Genomic DNA, 14,486 nt, shown 5'->3' on the forward strand with positions numbered 1-14,486 from the left:
ACCCGAAAGGCCGCGCCCGCCCCGTGCACCGGCCCTCAGAGCAAATTCACCCGGCCGGTGGAGATGTCATAGACGGCGCCGACCACCTTCACTTTGCCCGCGCCCACCATCTCGCCAATGATCGGCTTCGCCTCGGCGAGCCGGCGGGTGTTGTAGCGCACGTTCTCGGCCGTAGCCTCGGCCAGCAGATCCTTCGGCTTACGGGCGATCGCCGCCTCGATACCGGGCTTCATGGCGCCGACCAGTTCCGGCAGGTGCCCGGGCAGCGTCACGCCCTCCTGGATCACCTTGATGGTGGCGGAAACCGCACCGCAGCCGGAATGGCCGAGCACCATGATCAGCGGCACGCCCAAAACCTTCACGCCATATTCCAGGCTCGCCAGGCCATCGTCATTGACGAAATTGCCGGCGACGCGGACCACGAACAGCCGGCCCGGCCCCTGGTCGAAGGTGAGTTCCGGTGCGACGCGCGAATCCGCGCAGCTCAAAATCGCGGCAATGGGATATTGCGCCCGCGCGCGTTCCACGCGACCGGCGGAATAATCCTTGTTGATGCGGGTGTTGGCGGCATAGCGGGCATTCCCCTTCATGATCCGCCCGAGCGCCTCATCGGGCGAAATGGAATTGGGCGCGGGGGCGGTCGGATCGGGGGCGGCGGCTTGCGCGAAGGCCGTGCCGAACAGCGGCGCGGTCGCGGCAAGCCCCGCCAGCGCGAGCCCACCGCTCAGCAGATGGCGGCGAGAAGGATTCAGACGAGCGTCGATACAATTCTGGCACATGGCGTTTCTCCCTGGAACGCGGGGCGAAAGGACCCCGCCTCGGGGGGCGCCGCGCGCTGTGCACGTGTGCGGTGCCCCCCGATGGGGACAGCATAAGCCTTCCCGCCTTCAGGTATACGACGGCGCTTCCCCTTGGGCACCGCAGCGCGATCCGGTCGACGAGGGTTCCGGCAGCGTTGCGGGGCAGGCGGAAGGGGCGGCGGAAGGGCGGGAAGACGGCGGCGAGGGCATAAAAATCCCGGAGCGCTGGGCGATCCGGGATCCTGTTCGGGTCCGCGATGTCGATCCGTGCCGGGTCCGCCCGGTCAGTTCGCGGGCGGCGTCTTGGAAACGTGGTCGCGCAATTCCTGGAGCGAGGAGAAGCGCAGCACGCCGTCGGGCAGCTCCGCCTGGATCGAGCCGTCGGAATAGAGCGTATAGGCCATGCCGCCGACGATGCCAGATTTGAGAACGGTCGGTTCCGCCATTTCGGTGCGGCGCGGCGGCGGGGCGCCGTAGGGGCGGTTCGGCACCGGCAGGGGCGGCGCGGCGGCCGGCTCGGCGGGCGGCAGATCCGCCGGACGCTCCGGCGCCCGCTCGGGCATCACGCGCTCGGGCAGCAGGTCCGACCCGATGCGCGGACGCGGCGCACGCTCCTGGGGGGCGCGCTCCTGGGGCGCGCGTTCCTGCGGGGCGCGCTCCTGTGGTGCGCGTTCCGGCGGGAAGCGATCCTGCGGCGAACGTGGCGCCGGGCCGCGCTCGGCAGGCGCCCGCTCCTGAGGCGAACGATCTTGCGGCGCACGCGGCTGCGGCATCCGCTCCGGCGGGGCCGCGCGTTCGGGCAGGAGGGGATCCGGCGTTCCACCCAGCGGCATGCGATCGGCGGGGATACGCTCGAAGGGGTTGCGATCCAGAGGGTTGCGATCGAGCGGGTTGCGCTCGGCTGCACGTTCCTGAGGCAGGCGCTCCTGAGGCACACGATCTTGCGCCGGGCGGTCCAGGGGATTGCGCGCCGCCGGCGCGGGGCGTTCGAAGGCGGGGCGCTCGGCGCGCTCCGGCATCTGCTCCACCGCCCGTTCCAGCGAGCGGTCGAGCGCCCGTTCCATGCCGGCCCGGTCAAGCGCCACGCGATCCGGCACCGGCTCCTCGGCGCGTTCCTGCGTGCGATCCAGCACGCGGCCGCGCCGCTGGTCAGCCGCGGGAACGCCATCGCCGAACGGCAGGCGCGCCCGCGCGGGCGGCAGTTGCGCCGGCGGCTCATAGTCCTCGAGCGGCGTGTAATCGGCCTCGTGGGCCTCGCGCTCGGCATGCTCGTCGGCGAGCGCCAGGGGCGCGGTGCCGCCGGGAGCGTGGCCCTCCAGGACGTCGAAGCGCGCGTTAAGGCGCGCCACCTCCTTCAGAACCAGGGCAATGCAGATCACGACGATGCCGCCGCTGACGCTCACCGCCCCGGTGGCGATCAGCGCATTGCCGAAATTGGAAACGAAGATCGCCGCCCCGAGCGCCAGGGCCAGAAGGCCGACCGCCACGAGGAGCCCACCGAGAGCCACCAGGATTCGCCACATTCTCTCAACTCCACGCACGACCGGCGTGCCCCGGTCTCATACATTAGAAAGAGAAAGAAACAATTCAGCCCGATGTGCTGTTGTCCCTCGCCCCAGCCCGGCCTATCTAGGTCCCAGTTCAGGCGCCCGCCCCTGCCCGGTCACCGGCGGGGGGGTCGTAGAACTCCTCCCGGACCGAACGCGGAGACGCCAGATGTCTTTCACGCTTCCCGAACTGCCTTATTCTTACGACGCCCTCGCACCCTACATGTCCCGCGAGACGCTCGAATATCATCACGACAAGCATCATCTTGCGTATGTCAATAACGGTAATAATCTCCTAAAGGGAACAGAATTCGAAGGAAAATCCCTCGAGGAGGTCGTGAAGGGGTCGTTCGGCAAGAATGCCGGCCTCTTCAACAACGCCGCCCAGCATTACAACCATCTGCATTTCTGGCAGTGGCTCAAGCCCAATGGCGGCGGCGCCATTCCCGGCGAGATTGAAAAGAAGATCATCGCGGACATTGGTTCCGTGGAGAAATTCCGGGAAGACTTTACCGCCGCCGGCATCGGCCAGTTCGGCTCCGGCTGGGCCTGGCTCGCGCTGGTGGACGGCAAGTTCGTCATCACCAAGACCCCGAACGGCGAAAACCCGCTGGTTCACGGCGGTACGCCCCTGCTCGGCGTCGATGTGTGGGAGCATTCCTATTATATCGACTACCGCAATCGCCGCCCCGACTATCTGAAGGCCTTCCTCGATCACATGGTCAATTGGGACTATGTGGCCGAGCTGTACAGCAAGGCCGCCTGAGCATCGCAGGGTCCGGCGTTTCGGACCGACGCCGCCAGGACGCAAAATAATACCGCCATACGAGGCCGGAGCAATGTTTGCTCCGGCCTTTCTTATATCCGGCTAACTTCTGCCGCGAATGCACAAGATCCGCGCAAGCTTTTGCCTTCAAGCTGATTTACGCAGCACAATCTTGACGAGCAGTGATAATTGCTGCATCGCAATGCATAAACTTCTTGCATCGCTCACGCTCGCCAGAAATAGTCTTTCGCTCACGGTTACGTGATTGTTGGCGCAGGCCAAGCTGCCCTGCGACGGTCATGTTTTCGGAGCTGGTGCACAGCGTAAGAGTTGGATGCTTCCTTCCATGCGAGTCGCAAGTCTCTTTCGTCTGCCCGCGTCCAGCGTAGATCGCGTGGCATTGGCCCTCATTGCGGCCGTGTTCCTGCTCGCCGTCTTTACCTTCGGGGATTACGGACTGGGATGGGACGACTTCACCCACTCCCAATACGGCGACCTGCTGTACAAATATTTCGATTCCCGCTTGACGCAGGATAAGGTGTTCTCCTTCGTCAACCTCTATTATTATGGCGGCGGCTTCGACCTGATCGCGGCGGCCATTCACAAATGGCTGCCGGCGGTCGATATTTTCAGCATCCGCCGCCTTCTGGGCGCGATTGTCGGTGTGATCGGCTTTGCCATCGTGTGGCGCACCGGGCGCCGGCTCGGCGGCCCGGTCTGCGGCCTCGTCGCGCTGTGCCTGCTGCTGATCTGCCCGCTCTATTACGGCCATATGTTCATGAATGCGAAGGATGCGCCCTTCGCCGTGGCGGTGGCTGGCCTGCTCTATGTCATCGTGCGGGCGCTGGACGAATATCCCAAGCCAACCTGCCGCACCGTCACATTGTTTGGGCTCTGCCTCGGTCTTGCGGTTGGGACCCGCGTGCTGGGCCTGATCGCGGTCGCCTATGCCGGGCTCGCCTTCCTCCTGCTGCTGGCGATCGAATGGCGCCAAATGGGCTTCAGGGCGATGCTGAAACGCTCCGCCGGCTTCGTCGGCCTGATCGCGCTCGGCCTGCCGCTCGCCTATCTGGTGCTCGGCCTGATCTGGCCCTGGGCCGTGGTCGAACCGCTCAACCCCCTGCGGGCGCTGGCTTATTATTCCAATTTCTGGGAAGTGCCCTGGCGCGAGCTGTATGAGGGCAGGCCCGTGCTCGTGCCTGACATGCCGCGCACCTATGTGCCGACCCTGTTCGCGGTGCAGATGCCCGAACTGTTCCTCGCCCTCTCGCTGTCCGGCGCCGCTGGCGCCCTCGTGGCCGCTTTCTTCGGCAAGGCCAGCAGCACGCGCCGCGCCGGCCTGCTGCTGATGTTCTTGGCGGCCGCGTTCCCGATCCTGCTGACCGTGGTGACCCGGCCTGTGATGTACAATGGCATCCGCCATTTCGTGTTCGTCACCCCCGCCCTGGCGCTGCTCGGCGGACTTGCCGGCAATTGGATCTGGCAATGGGCGGTCAAGTTCAGCCGGCCGGCACGCGCGGCGGTGGCCGGCCTCTTCATGATCGGGCTGGCTTTCCCGGCGGTGGAATTCGCCGAGATCCACCCTTATCAATATACCTATTACAATCATCTGGTGGGCGGTGTGCGCGGCGCCGACAGTCAGTTCATGCTGGATTACTGGGGCCTCGCCTTCAAGCAGGCCTCCGCGCAGCTGGATGAATATGTGGACGAGCACCGCCGCTCGCTGCCCCAGGGGCGCAAGTTCAAGGTGGCGGTCTGCGGGCCGCACCATGCGGCGGCGGTGGAGCTCGGCCCACGCTTCGAGACCACTTATAATACCCAGGGCGCGGATTTCGCGCTGATGCTGGGCGAATTCTATTGCGCCCAGGTTCAGGCGCCGGTGCTGGTGCAGGTGGAGCGCGAGGGCGTAATCTATGCCCGCGTCTATGACGTGCGCGGCCGCACCTTCCCGAGCGTGTTTGCCGGCGGCAAGTGAGCCCGCCGCGGGACTGAGCGCGCGGCGGAACTGAGCGCGCGGCGAGAACGGAGCGCCCGGAACGAGCGAAACGCGAGAAACGAAAAACCACCGGGCCGGTCCTCCGCCCGGTGGTTTTCTATTTCGGCGCCGAGGCCTGCCGGACTCGCTTTCGAGGCAAGTCGCGCGGCGCGCCGCGCCGTCAAACGCGCCGGGACGGCCTCAGATCCATTTGAGGCGGCGGAACAGCACCACGAGGCCGGCGGCGAACATCACCAGGATCACCGAGATCACCCAGAAGGAATCCGGATCCTGCGTGCCGGGAATGCCCCCCACATTCATGCCGAACAGGCCGGAAATCAGCGTCAGCGGCGCGAACACCACGGTCACCACCGCCAGCACCAGCATGGATTGGTTCATCTGCTCCGCCCGCCGGTCCACCAATTGGTCGCGGATCAAGGATGCGCGCTCGCGGATGGAATCCAGCTCTTCGGTGAAGCGCGCCACCCGGTCGCCGGCATCCCGCAAGCGGTTGCGGTCTTTCGGGCCGATCCAGGGATCATCCTCCAGCGAGAAATGATTGAGCGCCTCGCGCTGCGGCGCGATGTGCCGGCGCAGCTTGATGGAGACGCGCCGCAGCACCGCGAGCTTGGGCAGCATCTCCCCGGCGCCGGTGGCGGGCACGAGGTCTTCCAACTCGTCCGCCTCGTCCATGAGGCTCGCCACCACGGCGTCGAGCCGGTCCACGAGACGCATGGCGACTTCCGCCACCATCTCGCCCTGGGTGTGGGCGCAATGCCGCCGGCTCAAGGAATCGGCATAATCAGCAAGCGCGGAAATCGGCTCGTGATGGAACGAGATCACCCGCTTGGCATCGACCCAGAAATAGACCGAGAGCGGGTCTTCCGGCAGGGCATTGCGATGCAGGTTGATGCCCCGCAGCACCAGCATGGCGCCATCCGCGAACATGGAGCAGCGCGGGCGCGATTCATCATCCAGCATTGCATCGAGGATCGAGGTGTCAAGCCCCGCCCGGGTGCGCAGCCATTCCTGCGGACGCCGCTGAACGTGACGGAAATTCAGCCATACAAAGCCACCCTCCGGAAATGTGCCGGCCGCCACATCCTCCCAGCTGAGCTTGCTGGCGTGCCCCTTGCCATCGAACGCCCACGCATCGACCAGGCCCTCGGCTTCCGCATCCGTCATGGCTTCACCCCGCCTCGGCTTCGCCCGTTACCTGCCAGAAATGGCGCAAGGGGGGAAGGCGGGCGCGGTCTTATTCGGCCGCCAATGCGCTGAGAATTCGGGCCCAACTGCGGGTGCCCTGCCGAAAGCAGCGCACGTCGTATTTCTCATTCGGCGAATGAATGCGATCATCGTCCAGCGCAAAGCCGATGAGCAGCGTGTCCATGCCGAGCGCGGCCTTGAACTGGCCGACGATGGGAATGGAGCCGCCGCTGCCGATGGTCACGGGGGCAACGCCCCATTCCGCTTTCAGCGCCGCCGCCGCCTTGGCGAGATCGGCGCTGTCCGGCGGCACCATCACCGCCGGGCTGCCCTCGCCGAGCATGAGGTCGAGCTTGCAGTCGGCGGGAATGCGCGCCTTCACGAACGCCTCGAAGGCGGCGCGGATCGCCTTCGGATCCTGGTCCGCCACCAGGCGGAAGGTGACCTTGGCGGTGGCCTTGGCGGGAATGATGGTCTTGGTGCCCTGCCCCATATAGCCGCCGAACAGGCCGTTCACCTCAAACGTGGGCCGCGACTGGATCTGCTCGATCAGCAGCCGGTCCGCCTCGCCGGTGGAAATGGAGAGGCCCACCGGCCCGAGAAACGCCTCGGCGGTGAGGCCGAGCCCCTCCCATTGCGCGCGCACGGCGGGCGCGGGCTCGCGCACGTCGTCATAGAAGCCGGGAATGGTCACCCGGCCCTTGGCGTCGTGCACGTCTGCGATCAGGCGAGCGAGTACATGCAGCGGGTTGCGCGCCGCGCCGCCGAACAGGCCGGAATGCAGGTCGCGGCTCGCCCCGGTCACGGTGATCTCGGCATGCAGCATGCCGCGCAGCGAGGTGGTGATGGCGGGGGTGTCGCGATCCCACATGCCGGTGTCGCAGACCAGGGCCACATCGGCGCCAAGTTCCGCGCCATGGGCTTTCAGGAACGCCGGCATGCTGGGCGAGCCGCACTCCTCCTCCCCCTCCAGCATCACGGTCACATCCACCGGCAGAGCGCCGGTGACGTCGCGATGGGCGCGCAAGGCTTCGAGGAAGGTGAAGACCTGGCCCTTGTCGTCGCTGGCCCCGCGCGCGACGATCTGCTGCCGTCCGTCCGGGCTGGTGCGAATTTGCGGCTCGAACGGCGGGCTGTCCCACAGCTCCAGCGGGTCGACCGGCTGCACATCGTAATGGCCGTAAAACAGCACCCGGCGGGCGGCGCCGGTGTCCGTACGACCCACAACGACGGGATGGCCGGTGGTTTCGTGAACCTGCGCCGAAAAGCCGAGTTCAACCAGGGAATCGGCGGCGAATTTCGCAGCCCGGCGGCATTCGTCCGCGAACGCCGGGTCGGTGGAAATGCTCTCGATGCGCAGGAAATCGCTAAGCCGGGCCAGGCTCGCGTCGAGCTCACCGTCGATCCGATCGAGAATCCGGTCCAGCGCCATCTGCCTCTCCTCCTCCGCCCCAGGGCCGGACGGCCGAGGGAATCGGGCTCGATGCTGGGCCGCGCCGGGCTTTGAGGCAAGATGGGTCGGGCAATGGAACGGCCAATGGAATGCGGCGTCGCGACCGCGCGACCGCAGGTCACGCGCGTGCGGATACTCTTGTCCCGGCAGAGCCAAGCCGTTGAAATGGCAGGCGGCGATGCGCGTCCGCGAGAGGGGGCGAGGCCGCGGAACCGCGCGGCGACTTCAGCTTGCGGCAAGCAGCGGACTGCGCACCGTGGCGTCGTCATGGCTGGATAAGGCCGGCCTCTGGGCGCGGCGCGCCCGCTGGAGCACGGAACCGATGCGTCGATAGAGCAGGCGCGGCAGCAAGGGCATGGCCACCGCGGCGTCATAGCCGGCGCGACTTGCAAGACGCGCCAGAACGGTGGGCGCCCCCTCGGTCACGAGAATGCCGGGCACCGCATCCGGGCCTTCGCGGAAGGGATGATCAGGCACCAAGTCCATCGAGGCCGCCTGAACGACGATCACATCAAAAGCGCGCGGAGCGTTCAGCGCTTCGGCTATGGAGGCGACTTCAGTCACGGCCCCGACGCCCAGCGCCTTCAGACCGACACACGTGATTTCACGACGCGCCGAATCCGGATCGACAACGAGAATGCGGGCAGTTGGCAACACCTTCATGGGGCGCTCCCATTTGGAAGCGCACCGGCCACTGCACGGCCGGGGCGCTGGTTAAGCAGCTCCGGCCGAACGCAACCCCGCAATCACGTTCGACACGACTATATTAATACCACATCGCACCGTGGACGCAACTGTGGCCCGGTCCGGTCAGCGGCTGATGCTGCCGAGAATGCCACGCAAAATCGCTTTGCCGAGCTGGGTTCCAACCTGCGACGCAACGGAACGCGCCACTTGTCGCACCACAACTTCCGTCGTGGACATCCGGCTTGAGGCTGGGGCGCGGGACGACGGGCGTGTCGGTGCCGTACCGGTCGGCGGCACGGTCGCGCGGCCCCATGGCCCCGTCGATGGCCCGGTCGGGCCGGCGCGCTCGGGCAAATTTTTACCGGGGCCGCCCCTTTCCGGCGCGCTTTTCTCGGCGGCCCGCTGCTGAAGAATCTCGAACGCCGATTCCCGATCCAAAGGCGTGTCATAGAGATGGCCCACCGGGCTCTGCCGCACGATGTCCTGGCGTTCCGCCACGCTTACCGGGCCGATCCGGCCGGAGGGCGGGCGGATCAGCGTGCGCTCCACCATGGTGGGCGTGCCGTTGCCTTCGAGCGTCGAGACCAGAGCCTCGCCCTTGCCCAGTTCCATGATCACTTGCGCGGTGTCGAGCTTGGGATTGGGACGGAAGGTCTCGGCCGCCGCCTTCACCGCCTTCTGGTCGCGCGGAGTGAAGGCGCGCAGCGCGTGCTGCACCCGGTTGCCCAATTGAGCGAGGACGCTTTCGGGAACGTCGAGCGGATTTTGCGTGACGAAATAGACCCCGACCCCCTTCGAGCGGATCAGCCGCACAACCTGTTCCACCTTCTCCAGCAGCGCCTTCGGTGCCTCGTTGAACAGAAGGTGCGCCTCGTCGAAGAAAAACACGAGCTTGGGCTTTTCCACGTCGCCGACTTCCGGCAATTGCTCGAACAGTTCGGACAGCAGCCACAGCAGGAAGCAGGAATACAGCCGCGGCGCGCTCATCAGCTTGTCGGCGGCGAGAATGGATATGGTTCCATAGCCCGAGCGGTCCAGCCGCATCAGATCCTTGATATCGAGCGCCGGCTCGCCGAAGAATTGGTCACCGCCCTGGTTCTCGAGCATCAGCAATTGGCGCTGGATCGCACCGACGCTGGCGGCGGAGACATTGCCATATTGCGCGGACAGGCTTTTGGCATTCTCCGAGACCCACACCAGCATGGCCCGGAGGTCTTTCAGATCCAGCAGCAACAGGCCTTGCTCGTCGGCGACGCGGAAGGCGATGTTGAGCACGCCTTCCTGGGTCTCGTTCAGGCCCATCAGGCGGGCCAGCAGCAGCGGCCCCATCTCGGACACCGTGGCGCGGATGGGGTGGCCCTGTTCGCCGAACATGTCCCAGAAGATCACCGGGAAAGTGTCGGCCTCATAGGCGATCCCCACCTCCTTCGCGCGCTGGAGCAGGAAATCCTTGCCCTCACCCTTGGCCGCGACGCCGGAGAGGTCGCCCTTGATATCGGCCGCGAACACCGGCACCCCGGCGCGGGAGAAGCCTTCCGCCATCGCCTGGAGCGTCACCGTCTTGCCGGTGCCCGTGGCGCCGGTGACGAGGCCGTGGCGATTGGCCAGCCGCAAGGTGAGATACTGGGGATGCACGCTCTTTCCCGCCACGCTCGCGCCGAGAAAGATCTTGCCGTCCGAATCGGGGCTCGCCATGCCGTCCTCCCAAACTTCGCTGTCCGCTTTGTCGCGCGGGCAACACCGTGCGGGCAAGTGGCGTCGAGCGCTTTTGCGCGCTTGCGCCCCTGGTGCGGCGCAGTCAATATCCCGCCGCGCCGGCCCGACGAAACCGCGAGAAGGAGTTGCCCATGGATGAGTTGACCGCTCGACTCATGGACAAGGTCGGGGTGAGCGAGCAGACCGCGCGCGCCGCCATTGAAATGGTGCTGTCGTTTCTCTCGCGGGAGGCGCCGCCGGCCGCCATCGCCGAGCTCATCGCCGCCATCCCGGACCTGAAGGGCGAATTGCAGATGCCGCCCGACGAAGCCGCATTTCCCGCCGCCACCGGCCATTTCGGCGGCATGGCGCGGTTGATGCGGATCGCCGACCAGATGATGGAAGCCGGCATGACCATGCCGCAGGTGCAGGATGCCACCCGCGAAGTGGTGGCATTCGCGCGCGAAAAGGCGGGGTCGGACCTAGTGGACCGCATCGTCGCCGCCGTCCCGGGTTTGCGACAGGTGGCGTGAGCCGGCGGACCCGCGTCGGCATCGGAGTTGATGCAAAGATGACCTCTCCCGCTGCTCCCCGCATGCTCCAGGCGCGCGGCCGCGCCTTGCCGCTCGGCCCGCGCACCCTGGTCATGGGCATATTGAACGTGACGCCGGATTCCTTTTCCGACGGCGGTCGCAGCCTCGCGGTGGAAGACGCGCTCGCCACCGCCCGGCGCCTCACCAGCGAAGGGGCGGACATTCTCGACATCGGCGGGGAATCCACCCGGCCGGGGCATGTGCCGGTGGCGGCGGACGAGGAATGGGCGCGCGTCGCGCCGGTGCTGGAGGCTTTGCAGGCGGAAACCGGCGTGCCGATTTCCATCGACACCTCCAAGGCCGAGGTCGCCCGCCGCGCCATCGCCGCCGGGGCGGTGATCGTCAATGACGTGTGGGGCTTCACCCGCGACGGCGAGATGGCACAGGTGGTGGCGGACAGCGAGGCTGCCGCCGTGCTCATGCACAATCGCGCCGAGGTGGATGCCAGCCTCGATATCATCGACGAATTGCTGGCCTTCTTCGATGGCGCGCTGGAGCGCGCGATCCGCGCCGGCGTGCGCAAGGATCGCATCGTGCTCGATCCCGGCATCGGCTTCGGCAAGACCTTCCCGCAGAATCTGGCCGCCATCGCCCGCCTGCCGGAATTGCGCGTGCTGGGCTATCCGCTGCTGCTCGGCACCTCGCGCAAATCGCTCATCGGCAAGGTCATCGACAGCCTACCGGCGGAGCGCGTGCCGGGAACCATCGCCTCCAACGTCATCGGCATCATGGCGGGGGTCGAGATCATCCGCGTGCATGACGTGGCCGCCCATGTCCAGGCGGCCCGCGTGGCGGAAGCGATCCGCGACGCGACATGAACCTCACCCGTGCCTATCTCTGCCTTGGCGCCAATGTGGGAATGCCGCGCGAGACGCTGGCCCTCGCGGTGGCGACGTTGGCGCGGGCGGGGCTGACCATCGTCGCGCGCTCGGCGCTCTATCGCACCCCGCCTTGGGGGCCGGTGCCCCAGCCGCCTTATCTCAACCAGGTCGTGGCGGTGGACTGTCCGCTCGACGCGCGCGGCCTGCTTTATCTCGCGCTGCTGGTCGAGCGCATGCTGGGGCGCGACCGCGCGCGGGAAGTGCGCTTCGGCCCACGCACCATCGATATCGATATCCTGGCGTTCGGCGATGCGCGGATCGAGGACAGCGATCTCCAACTGCCCCATCCGCGCCTGATGGAGCGCGCCTTCGCCTTGGTGCCGCTGGTGGAAATCGCGCCGGAGCTGCGGATCGCAGGCGTGCGGGCCGCCGACGCGCTGGCGCGGCTCGACGCGAGCGCGATCGTCAAGCTCGCCTGAGGCGCGCAATAAAAAGGCGCCGCGGCCCTGCGGCACGGCGCCCTTTCCAAACCATGCGGCGATGGACCAACCGGTCCGCGCGCCTCAATTCATGCGGCTGTTGTCGGCCCACGCATCCACCTGGCGCTTCACTTCATCCTTGGCGAGGCCGTAGCGCTCCTGGAGCTTGCCTTCCAAGATCTCGCGATTGCCCTTGATCTCGGCGAGATCGTCGTCGGTCAGCTTGCCCCATTGGCTCTTCACATTGCCGGTGAATTGCTTCCAATTGCCTTCGATGCGGTCCCAGTTCATGGGGGAACTCCTGTGTGGGGGAAGATGCCCCTACAACGCGACCCGGCCCGTGATGTTCCAGCTTCGCCCATTGAGCGCGGGTCGCGAAGCCGGCATGCTCGGCGCCGCAGCATCGCGCAAACGCGGGAATCACAATGACCGGGGCCGTCGAAGGGAACGTCATGACGCAGGTGAGGGACGACGACGCCATGCTCGCGGAAGGCGTCGTTCGCGGTGAGCGCGCCGCCCTGGCGCGGGCCATCACTCTGATCGAATCGCGTCGCCCGGATCATCGCCGCCGCGCTGAAATTCTTCTGCAAGGCCTGCTGCCGCGCACCGGCAACGCCTATCGCGTGGGCATTACCGGCGTGCCCGGGGTGGGCAAATCCACCACCATCGATGCGCTCGGCACCTATCTCACGCAGCAGGGCCACAAGGTGGCGGTGCTGGCGGTGGACCCCTCCTCCACGCGCACCGGCGGGTCCATCCTCGGCGACAAGACGCGCATGGCCCGCCTTTCGGTCGATCCCAACGCCTTCGTACGCCCCTCGCCCTCCAGTGGCACGCTCGGCGGCATCGCCGCCAAGACGCGCGAAACCATGCTTTTGTGCGAGGCCGCCGGTTTCGATGTGGTGCTGGTGGAAACGGTGGGCGTCGGCCAGTCGGAAACCGCGGTGGCGGATCTCACCGACACCTTCCTGGTGCTGATGCTGCCGGGCGCGGGAGACGAACTGCAAGGCATCAAGAAGGGCGTGCTGGAACTGGCGGACATCGTCGCCGTGAACAAAGCGGATGGCGACAATCTGATCCGCGCGCGCGCGGCGGCCGGGGAATATCGCGCGGCGCTGCATCTGCTGGGCGCACGCGCCGCCCATTGGTCGCCGCCGGTCCTTACCTATTCCGGCCTCACCGGCGAGGGCATCGAGCGGCTGTGGGCGGAGGTGATGAACCACCGTACGCGCTGCGAGGCCGCCGGTGCCTTCGCCGCAACGCGCCGCGCCCAGCAAGTGCGCTGGATGTGGACCCTGCTGCAGGAGAAGGTGGCGGAACGTGTCGCCAGCGATCCCGCCATCAAGGCGCGCGTGCCTGCGCTGGAAAAGGGCGTCGCCGAGGGCACCCTTTCCCCCACCTTGGCCGCGAACGAGATCGCGGCGCTGCTTGGGCTTTAGCGCACGTGCGCCAGGCTTTTGTTTTGACGCGTTTTTCTTATCGCAAAACCGGAATCCACATTTGCTGAAAAGGCTCTCGCGCATGGACCGGGCACAGCGGCGGATTCTGATCTGCGGCTTCGGGCCGTTTCCCGGCGTGCCGAAAAACCCCTCCGCGCAAGTTGCGCGCCGGCTCGGCCAGCTCGCCCGTCCCATCTTCGCGGACATGGAGCGGCATGTGGAGATCCTGCCCACGCGCTGGGCGGCTCTGGATCGGGCCGAGGCCCGCATTCGCGCGCTCAAGCCCGACGCCATCCTGTTGCTTGGCGTCGCATCCCGGCGGCGCGTGGTGTGCGTGGAAAGCCGGGCCGTGAACGCCGCCGGCTCCTTTCCCGACGCGAGCGGCGCGGCGATGACGACGCGTAAGCTCAGCGAAGGGCCTGCGGAAATCCGCAGCAGCGCGGATCTGCCCCGCCTGCTCGCCGCCATGCGCACGGCGGGCCTGCCGGTGGCGCTCTCCCGCGATGCCGGCCGCTATCTCTGCAATGGACTCTATTACCGCGTGCTCGCGCTCACGGCGGGGCGCGACGTGCCGGTGGTGTTCGTGCATCTGCCCGGAGGGCCCGGGACGCGCGGTCGCGGGTGGGAGGACCGGCTCGTGAACGGACTCGGGCAAGGCCTCGCGGTGCTAGCGAGCCGCCTCAGCCGTCGCGGCGGGGCGGCTTGGGCGGGGTGACGTCGATCATCTCGAAGTCGCCCGCGCGGAACTCGCCGGCCCGATAGGTCTGCCTGCGGACTTCCACTACCCCCTTGCCGGTGAGCAGATAGCGAATGCCACCGATCACCACCAAGGCGGTGACGAACAAGCCGACCGCGATCAGAAGGCTTCCGAGCAAGGTGAACAGCAACACCGCGCCGAGGGCGACGGCCAGGAGAATTCCAACGCTGCGGAAGGTCGAGAAGAAGCGGGTCATGGATCCAATCCTAGTAGGGTTCGGATCCTAGTCCAAGCTTTTGGCCGCGGTGTGGCGAAACAGCAACGGAGC

15 protein-coding genes are annotated in these 14,486 nt (G+C 66.8%); 7 read left to right on the plus strand and 8 right to left on the minus strand.

The genetic code is table 11. The annotated features are described in order from the left end of the window. Nucleotides 1–35: 35 nt before the first annotated feature. Together V5G24_RS16370 and V5G24_RS16375 are read right to left on the minus strand one after the other, a co-directional pair. Nucleotides 36–779: a carbonic anhydrase gene (locus V5G24_RS16370; protein WP_394081090.1), complete on the minus strand. Its 744-nt coding sequence runs from the start codon at nucleotides 777–779 to the stop codon at nucleotides 36–38. Nucleotides 780–1,084: 305 nt separating this feature from the next. Beyond that, complete coding sequence (locus tag V5G24_RS16375; RefSeq protein WP_394081088.1) at nucleotides 1,085–2,323, minus strand: hypothetical protein; 1,239 nt, start codon at nucleotides 2,321–2,323, stop codon at nucleotides 1,085–1,087. A gap of 193 nt (nucleotides 2,324–2,516) precedes the next feature. Between V5G24_RS16375 and V5G24_RS16380 the strand changes: the two genes are divergently transcribed. Next, entirely contained in the window at nucleotides 2,517–3,113 is a 597-nt protein-coding gene (locus V5G24_RS16380) for a superoxide dismutase (RefSeq protein ID WP_394081086.1), read from the plus strand. Nucleotides 3,114–3,507: 394 nt separating this feature from the next. Next, the gene (locus tag V5G24_RS16385) at nucleotides 3,508–5,088 is read left to right on the plus strand and encodes an ArnT family glycosyltransferase (protein ID WP_394081084.1); all 1,581 of its coding nucleotides are present in this window, start codon (nucleotides 3,508–3,510) and stop codon (nucleotides 5,086–5,088) included. Nucleotides 5,089–5,289: 201 nt separating this feature from the next. Here V5G24_RS16385 and V5G24_RS16390 read toward each other — a convergent pair whose 3' ends face one another. The 4 genes from V5G24_RS16390 to V5G24_RS16405 all read right to left on the minus strand — a co-directional run bounded on the left by V5G24_RS16390 (nucleotide 5,290) and on the right by V5G24_RS16405 (nucleotide 10,129). Further along, complete coding sequence (locus V5G24_RS16390; RefSeq protein WP_394081082.1) at nucleotides 5,290–6,273, minus strand: zinc transporter ZntB; 984 nt, start codon at nucleotides 6,271–6,273, stop codon at nucleotides 5,290–5,292. A gap of 70 nt (nucleotides 6,274–6,343) precedes the next feature. After that, the gene (locus V5G24_RS16395) at nucleotides 6,344–7,726 is read right to left on the minus strand and encodes a M20/M25/M40 family metallo-hydrolase (RefSeq protein ID WP_394081080.1); all 1,383 of its coding nucleotides are present in this window, start codon (nucleotides 7,724–7,726) and stop codon (nucleotides 6,344–6,346) included. Nucleotides 7,727–7,972: 246 nt separating this feature from the next. Continuing rightward, entirely contained in the window at nucleotides 7,973–8,410 is a 438-nt protein-coding gene (locus V5G24_RS16400; RefSeq protein WP_394081078.1) for an ANTAR domain-containing protein, read from the minus strand. Nucleotides 8,411–8,557: 147 nt separating this feature from the next. Then, nucleotides 8,558–10,129 carry a helicase HerA-like domain-containing protein gene (locus tag V5G24_RS16405; protein WP_394081076.1) on the minus strand — a complete coding sequence of 524 codons (1,572 nt, stop codon included), beginning with the start codon at nucleotides 10,127–10,129 and terminating at the stop codon, nucleotides 8,558–8,560. A gap of 152 nt (nucleotides 10,130–10,281) precedes the next feature. On the opposite strand from V5G24_RS16405, the gene V5G24_RS16410 reads away from it, so the two are divergent. Genes V5G24_RS16410 through folK form a run of 3 tightly spaced genes read left to right on the plus strand, consistent with a single transcriptional unit; the run spans nucleotide 10,282 to nucleotide 12,022 of the window. After that, complete coding sequence (locus V5G24_RS16410) at nucleotides 10,282–10,662, plus strand: DUF2267 domain-containing protein (protein WP_394081074.1); 381 nt, start codon at nucleotides 10,282–10,284, stop codon at nucleotides 10,660–10,662. Between the two features lie 38 nt (nucleotides 10,663–10,700). Further along, on the plus strand, nucleotides 10,701–11,540 hold the full coding sequence (folP, locus tag V5G24_RS16415; RefSeq protein ID WP_394081072.1) for a dihydropteroate synthase: 840 nt from the start codon (nucleotides 10,701–10,703) through the stop codon (nucleotides 11,538–11,540). After that, nucleotides 11,537–12,022 (plus strand): 2-amino-4-hydroxy-6-hydroxymethyldihydropteridine diphosphokinase, encoded by a 486-nt coding sequence (folK, locus tag V5G24_RS16420; RefSeq protein ID WP_394081070.1) that lies wholly within the window; start codon nucleotides 11,537–11,539, stop codon nucleotides 12,020–12,022. Before folP ends, folK begins: the two co-directional genes overlap by 4 nt. Before the next feature lie 84 nt (nucleotides 12,023–12,106). Here the strand turns inward: folK and V5G24_RS16425 are convergent, their stop codons facing one another. Further along, on the minus strand, nucleotides 12,107–12,313 hold the full coding sequence (locus tag V5G24_RS16425) for a CsbD family protein (RefSeq protein WP_394066145.1): 207 nt from the start codon (nucleotides 12,311–12,313) through the stop codon (nucleotides 12,107–12,109). Between the two features lie 161 nt (nucleotides 12,314–12,474). On the opposite strand from V5G24_RS16425, the gene meaB reads away from it, so the two are divergent. Together meaB and V5G24_RS16435 are read left to right on the plus strand one after the other, a co-directional pair. Beyond that, nucleotides 12,475–13,461 carry a methylmalonyl Co-A mutase-associated GTPase MeaB gene (meaB, locus tag V5G24_RS16430; protein ID WP_509292250.1) on the plus strand — a complete coding sequence of 329 codons (987 nt, stop codon included), beginning with the start codon at nucleotides 12,475–12,477 and terminating at the stop codon, nucleotides 13,459–13,461. A gap of 82 nt (nucleotides 13,462–13,543) precedes the next feature. Further along, nucleotides 13,544–14,176 (plus strand): pyroglutamyl-peptidase I, encoded by a 633-nt coding sequence (locus V5G24_RS16435; RefSeq protein ID WP_394081066.1) that lies wholly within the window; start codon nucleotides 13,544–13,546, stop codon nucleotides 14,174–14,176. On the opposite strand, the gene V5G24_RS16440 is transcribed toward V5G24_RS16435, so the two are convergent. Next, nucleotides 14,142–14,414, minus strand: a complete 273-nt coding sequence (locus V5G24_RS16440; RefSeq protein WP_394081064.1) for a hypothetical protein — start codon at nucleotides 14,412–14,414, stop codon at nucleotides 14,142–14,144. The genes V5G24_RS16435 and V5G24_RS16440 overlap by 35 nt on opposite strands. Nucleotides 14,415–14,486 lie beyond the last annotated feature (72 nt).

The sequence above is a fragment of the Roseixanthobacter finlandensis genome (assembly GCF_043195105.2).
Lineage (GTDB): Bacteria > Pseudomonadota > Alphaproteobacteria > Rhizobiales > Xanthobacteraceae > NCEH01.

What these genes read in the sequence shown, in the direction of transcription:
- V5G24_RS16380 (WP_394081086.1), top strand. Translation starts at nt 2,517, where the DNA reads ATGTCTTTCACGCTTCCCGAACTGCCTTATTCTTACGACGCCCTCGCA.
- V5G24_RS16375 (WP_394081088.1), bottom strand. Translation starts at nt 2,323, where the DNA reads ATGTGGCGAATCCTGGTGGCTCTCGGTGGGCTCCTCGTGGCGGTCGGC.
- folK (WP_394081070.1), top strand. Translation starts at nt 11,537, where the DNA reads ATGAACCTCACCCGTGCCTATCTCTGCCTTGGCGCCAATGTGGGAATG.
- V5G24_RS16405 (WP_394081076.1), bottom strand. Translation starts at nt 10,129, where the DNA reads ATGGCGAGCCCCGATTCGGACGGCAAGATCTTTCTCGGCGCGAGCGTG.
- V5G24_RS16435 (WP_394081066.1), top strand. Translation starts at nt 13,544, where the DNA reads ATGGACCGGGCACAGCGGCGGATTCTGATCTGCGGCTTCGGGCCGTTT.
- V5G24_RS16370 (WP_394081090.1), bottom strand. Translation starts at nt 779, where the DNA reads ATGTGCCAGAATTGTATCGACGCTCGTCTGAATCCTTCTCGCCGCCAT.
- V5G24_RS16410 (WP_394081074.1), top strand. Translation starts at nt 10,282, where the DNA reads ATGGATGAGTTGACCGCTCGACTCATGGACAAGGTCGGGGTGAGCGAG.
- V5G24_RS16390 (WP_394081082.1), bottom strand. Translation starts at nt 6,273, where the DNA reads ATGACGGATGCGGAAGCCGAGGGCCTGGTCGATGCGTGGGCGTTCGAT.
- folP (WP_394081072.1), top strand. Translation starts at nt 10,701, where the DNA reads ATGACCTCTCCCGCTGCTCCCCGCATGCTCCAGGCGCGCGGCCGCGCC.
- V5G24_RS16400 (WP_394081078.1), bottom strand. Translation starts at nt 8,410, where the DNA reads ATGAAGGTGTTGCCAACTGCCCGCATTCTCGTTGTCGATCCGGATTCG.
- V5G24_RS16440 (WP_394081064.1), bottom strand. Translation starts at nt 14,414, where the DNA reads ATGACCCGCTTCTTCTCGACCTTCCGCAGCGTTGGAATTCTCCTGGCC.
- V5G24_RS16395 (WP_394081080.1), bottom strand. Translation starts at nt 7,726, where the DNA reads ATGGCGCTGGACCGGATTCTCGATCGGATCGACGGTGAGCTCGACGCG.
- V5G24_RS16425 (WP_394066145.1), bottom strand. Translation starts at nt 12,313, where the DNA reads ATGAACTGGGACCGCATCGAAGGCAATTGGAAGCAATTCACCGGCAAT.
- meaB (WP_509292250.1), top strand. Translation starts at nt 12,475, where the DNA reads ATGACGCAGGTGAGGGACGACGACGCCATGCTCGCGGAAGGCGTCGTT.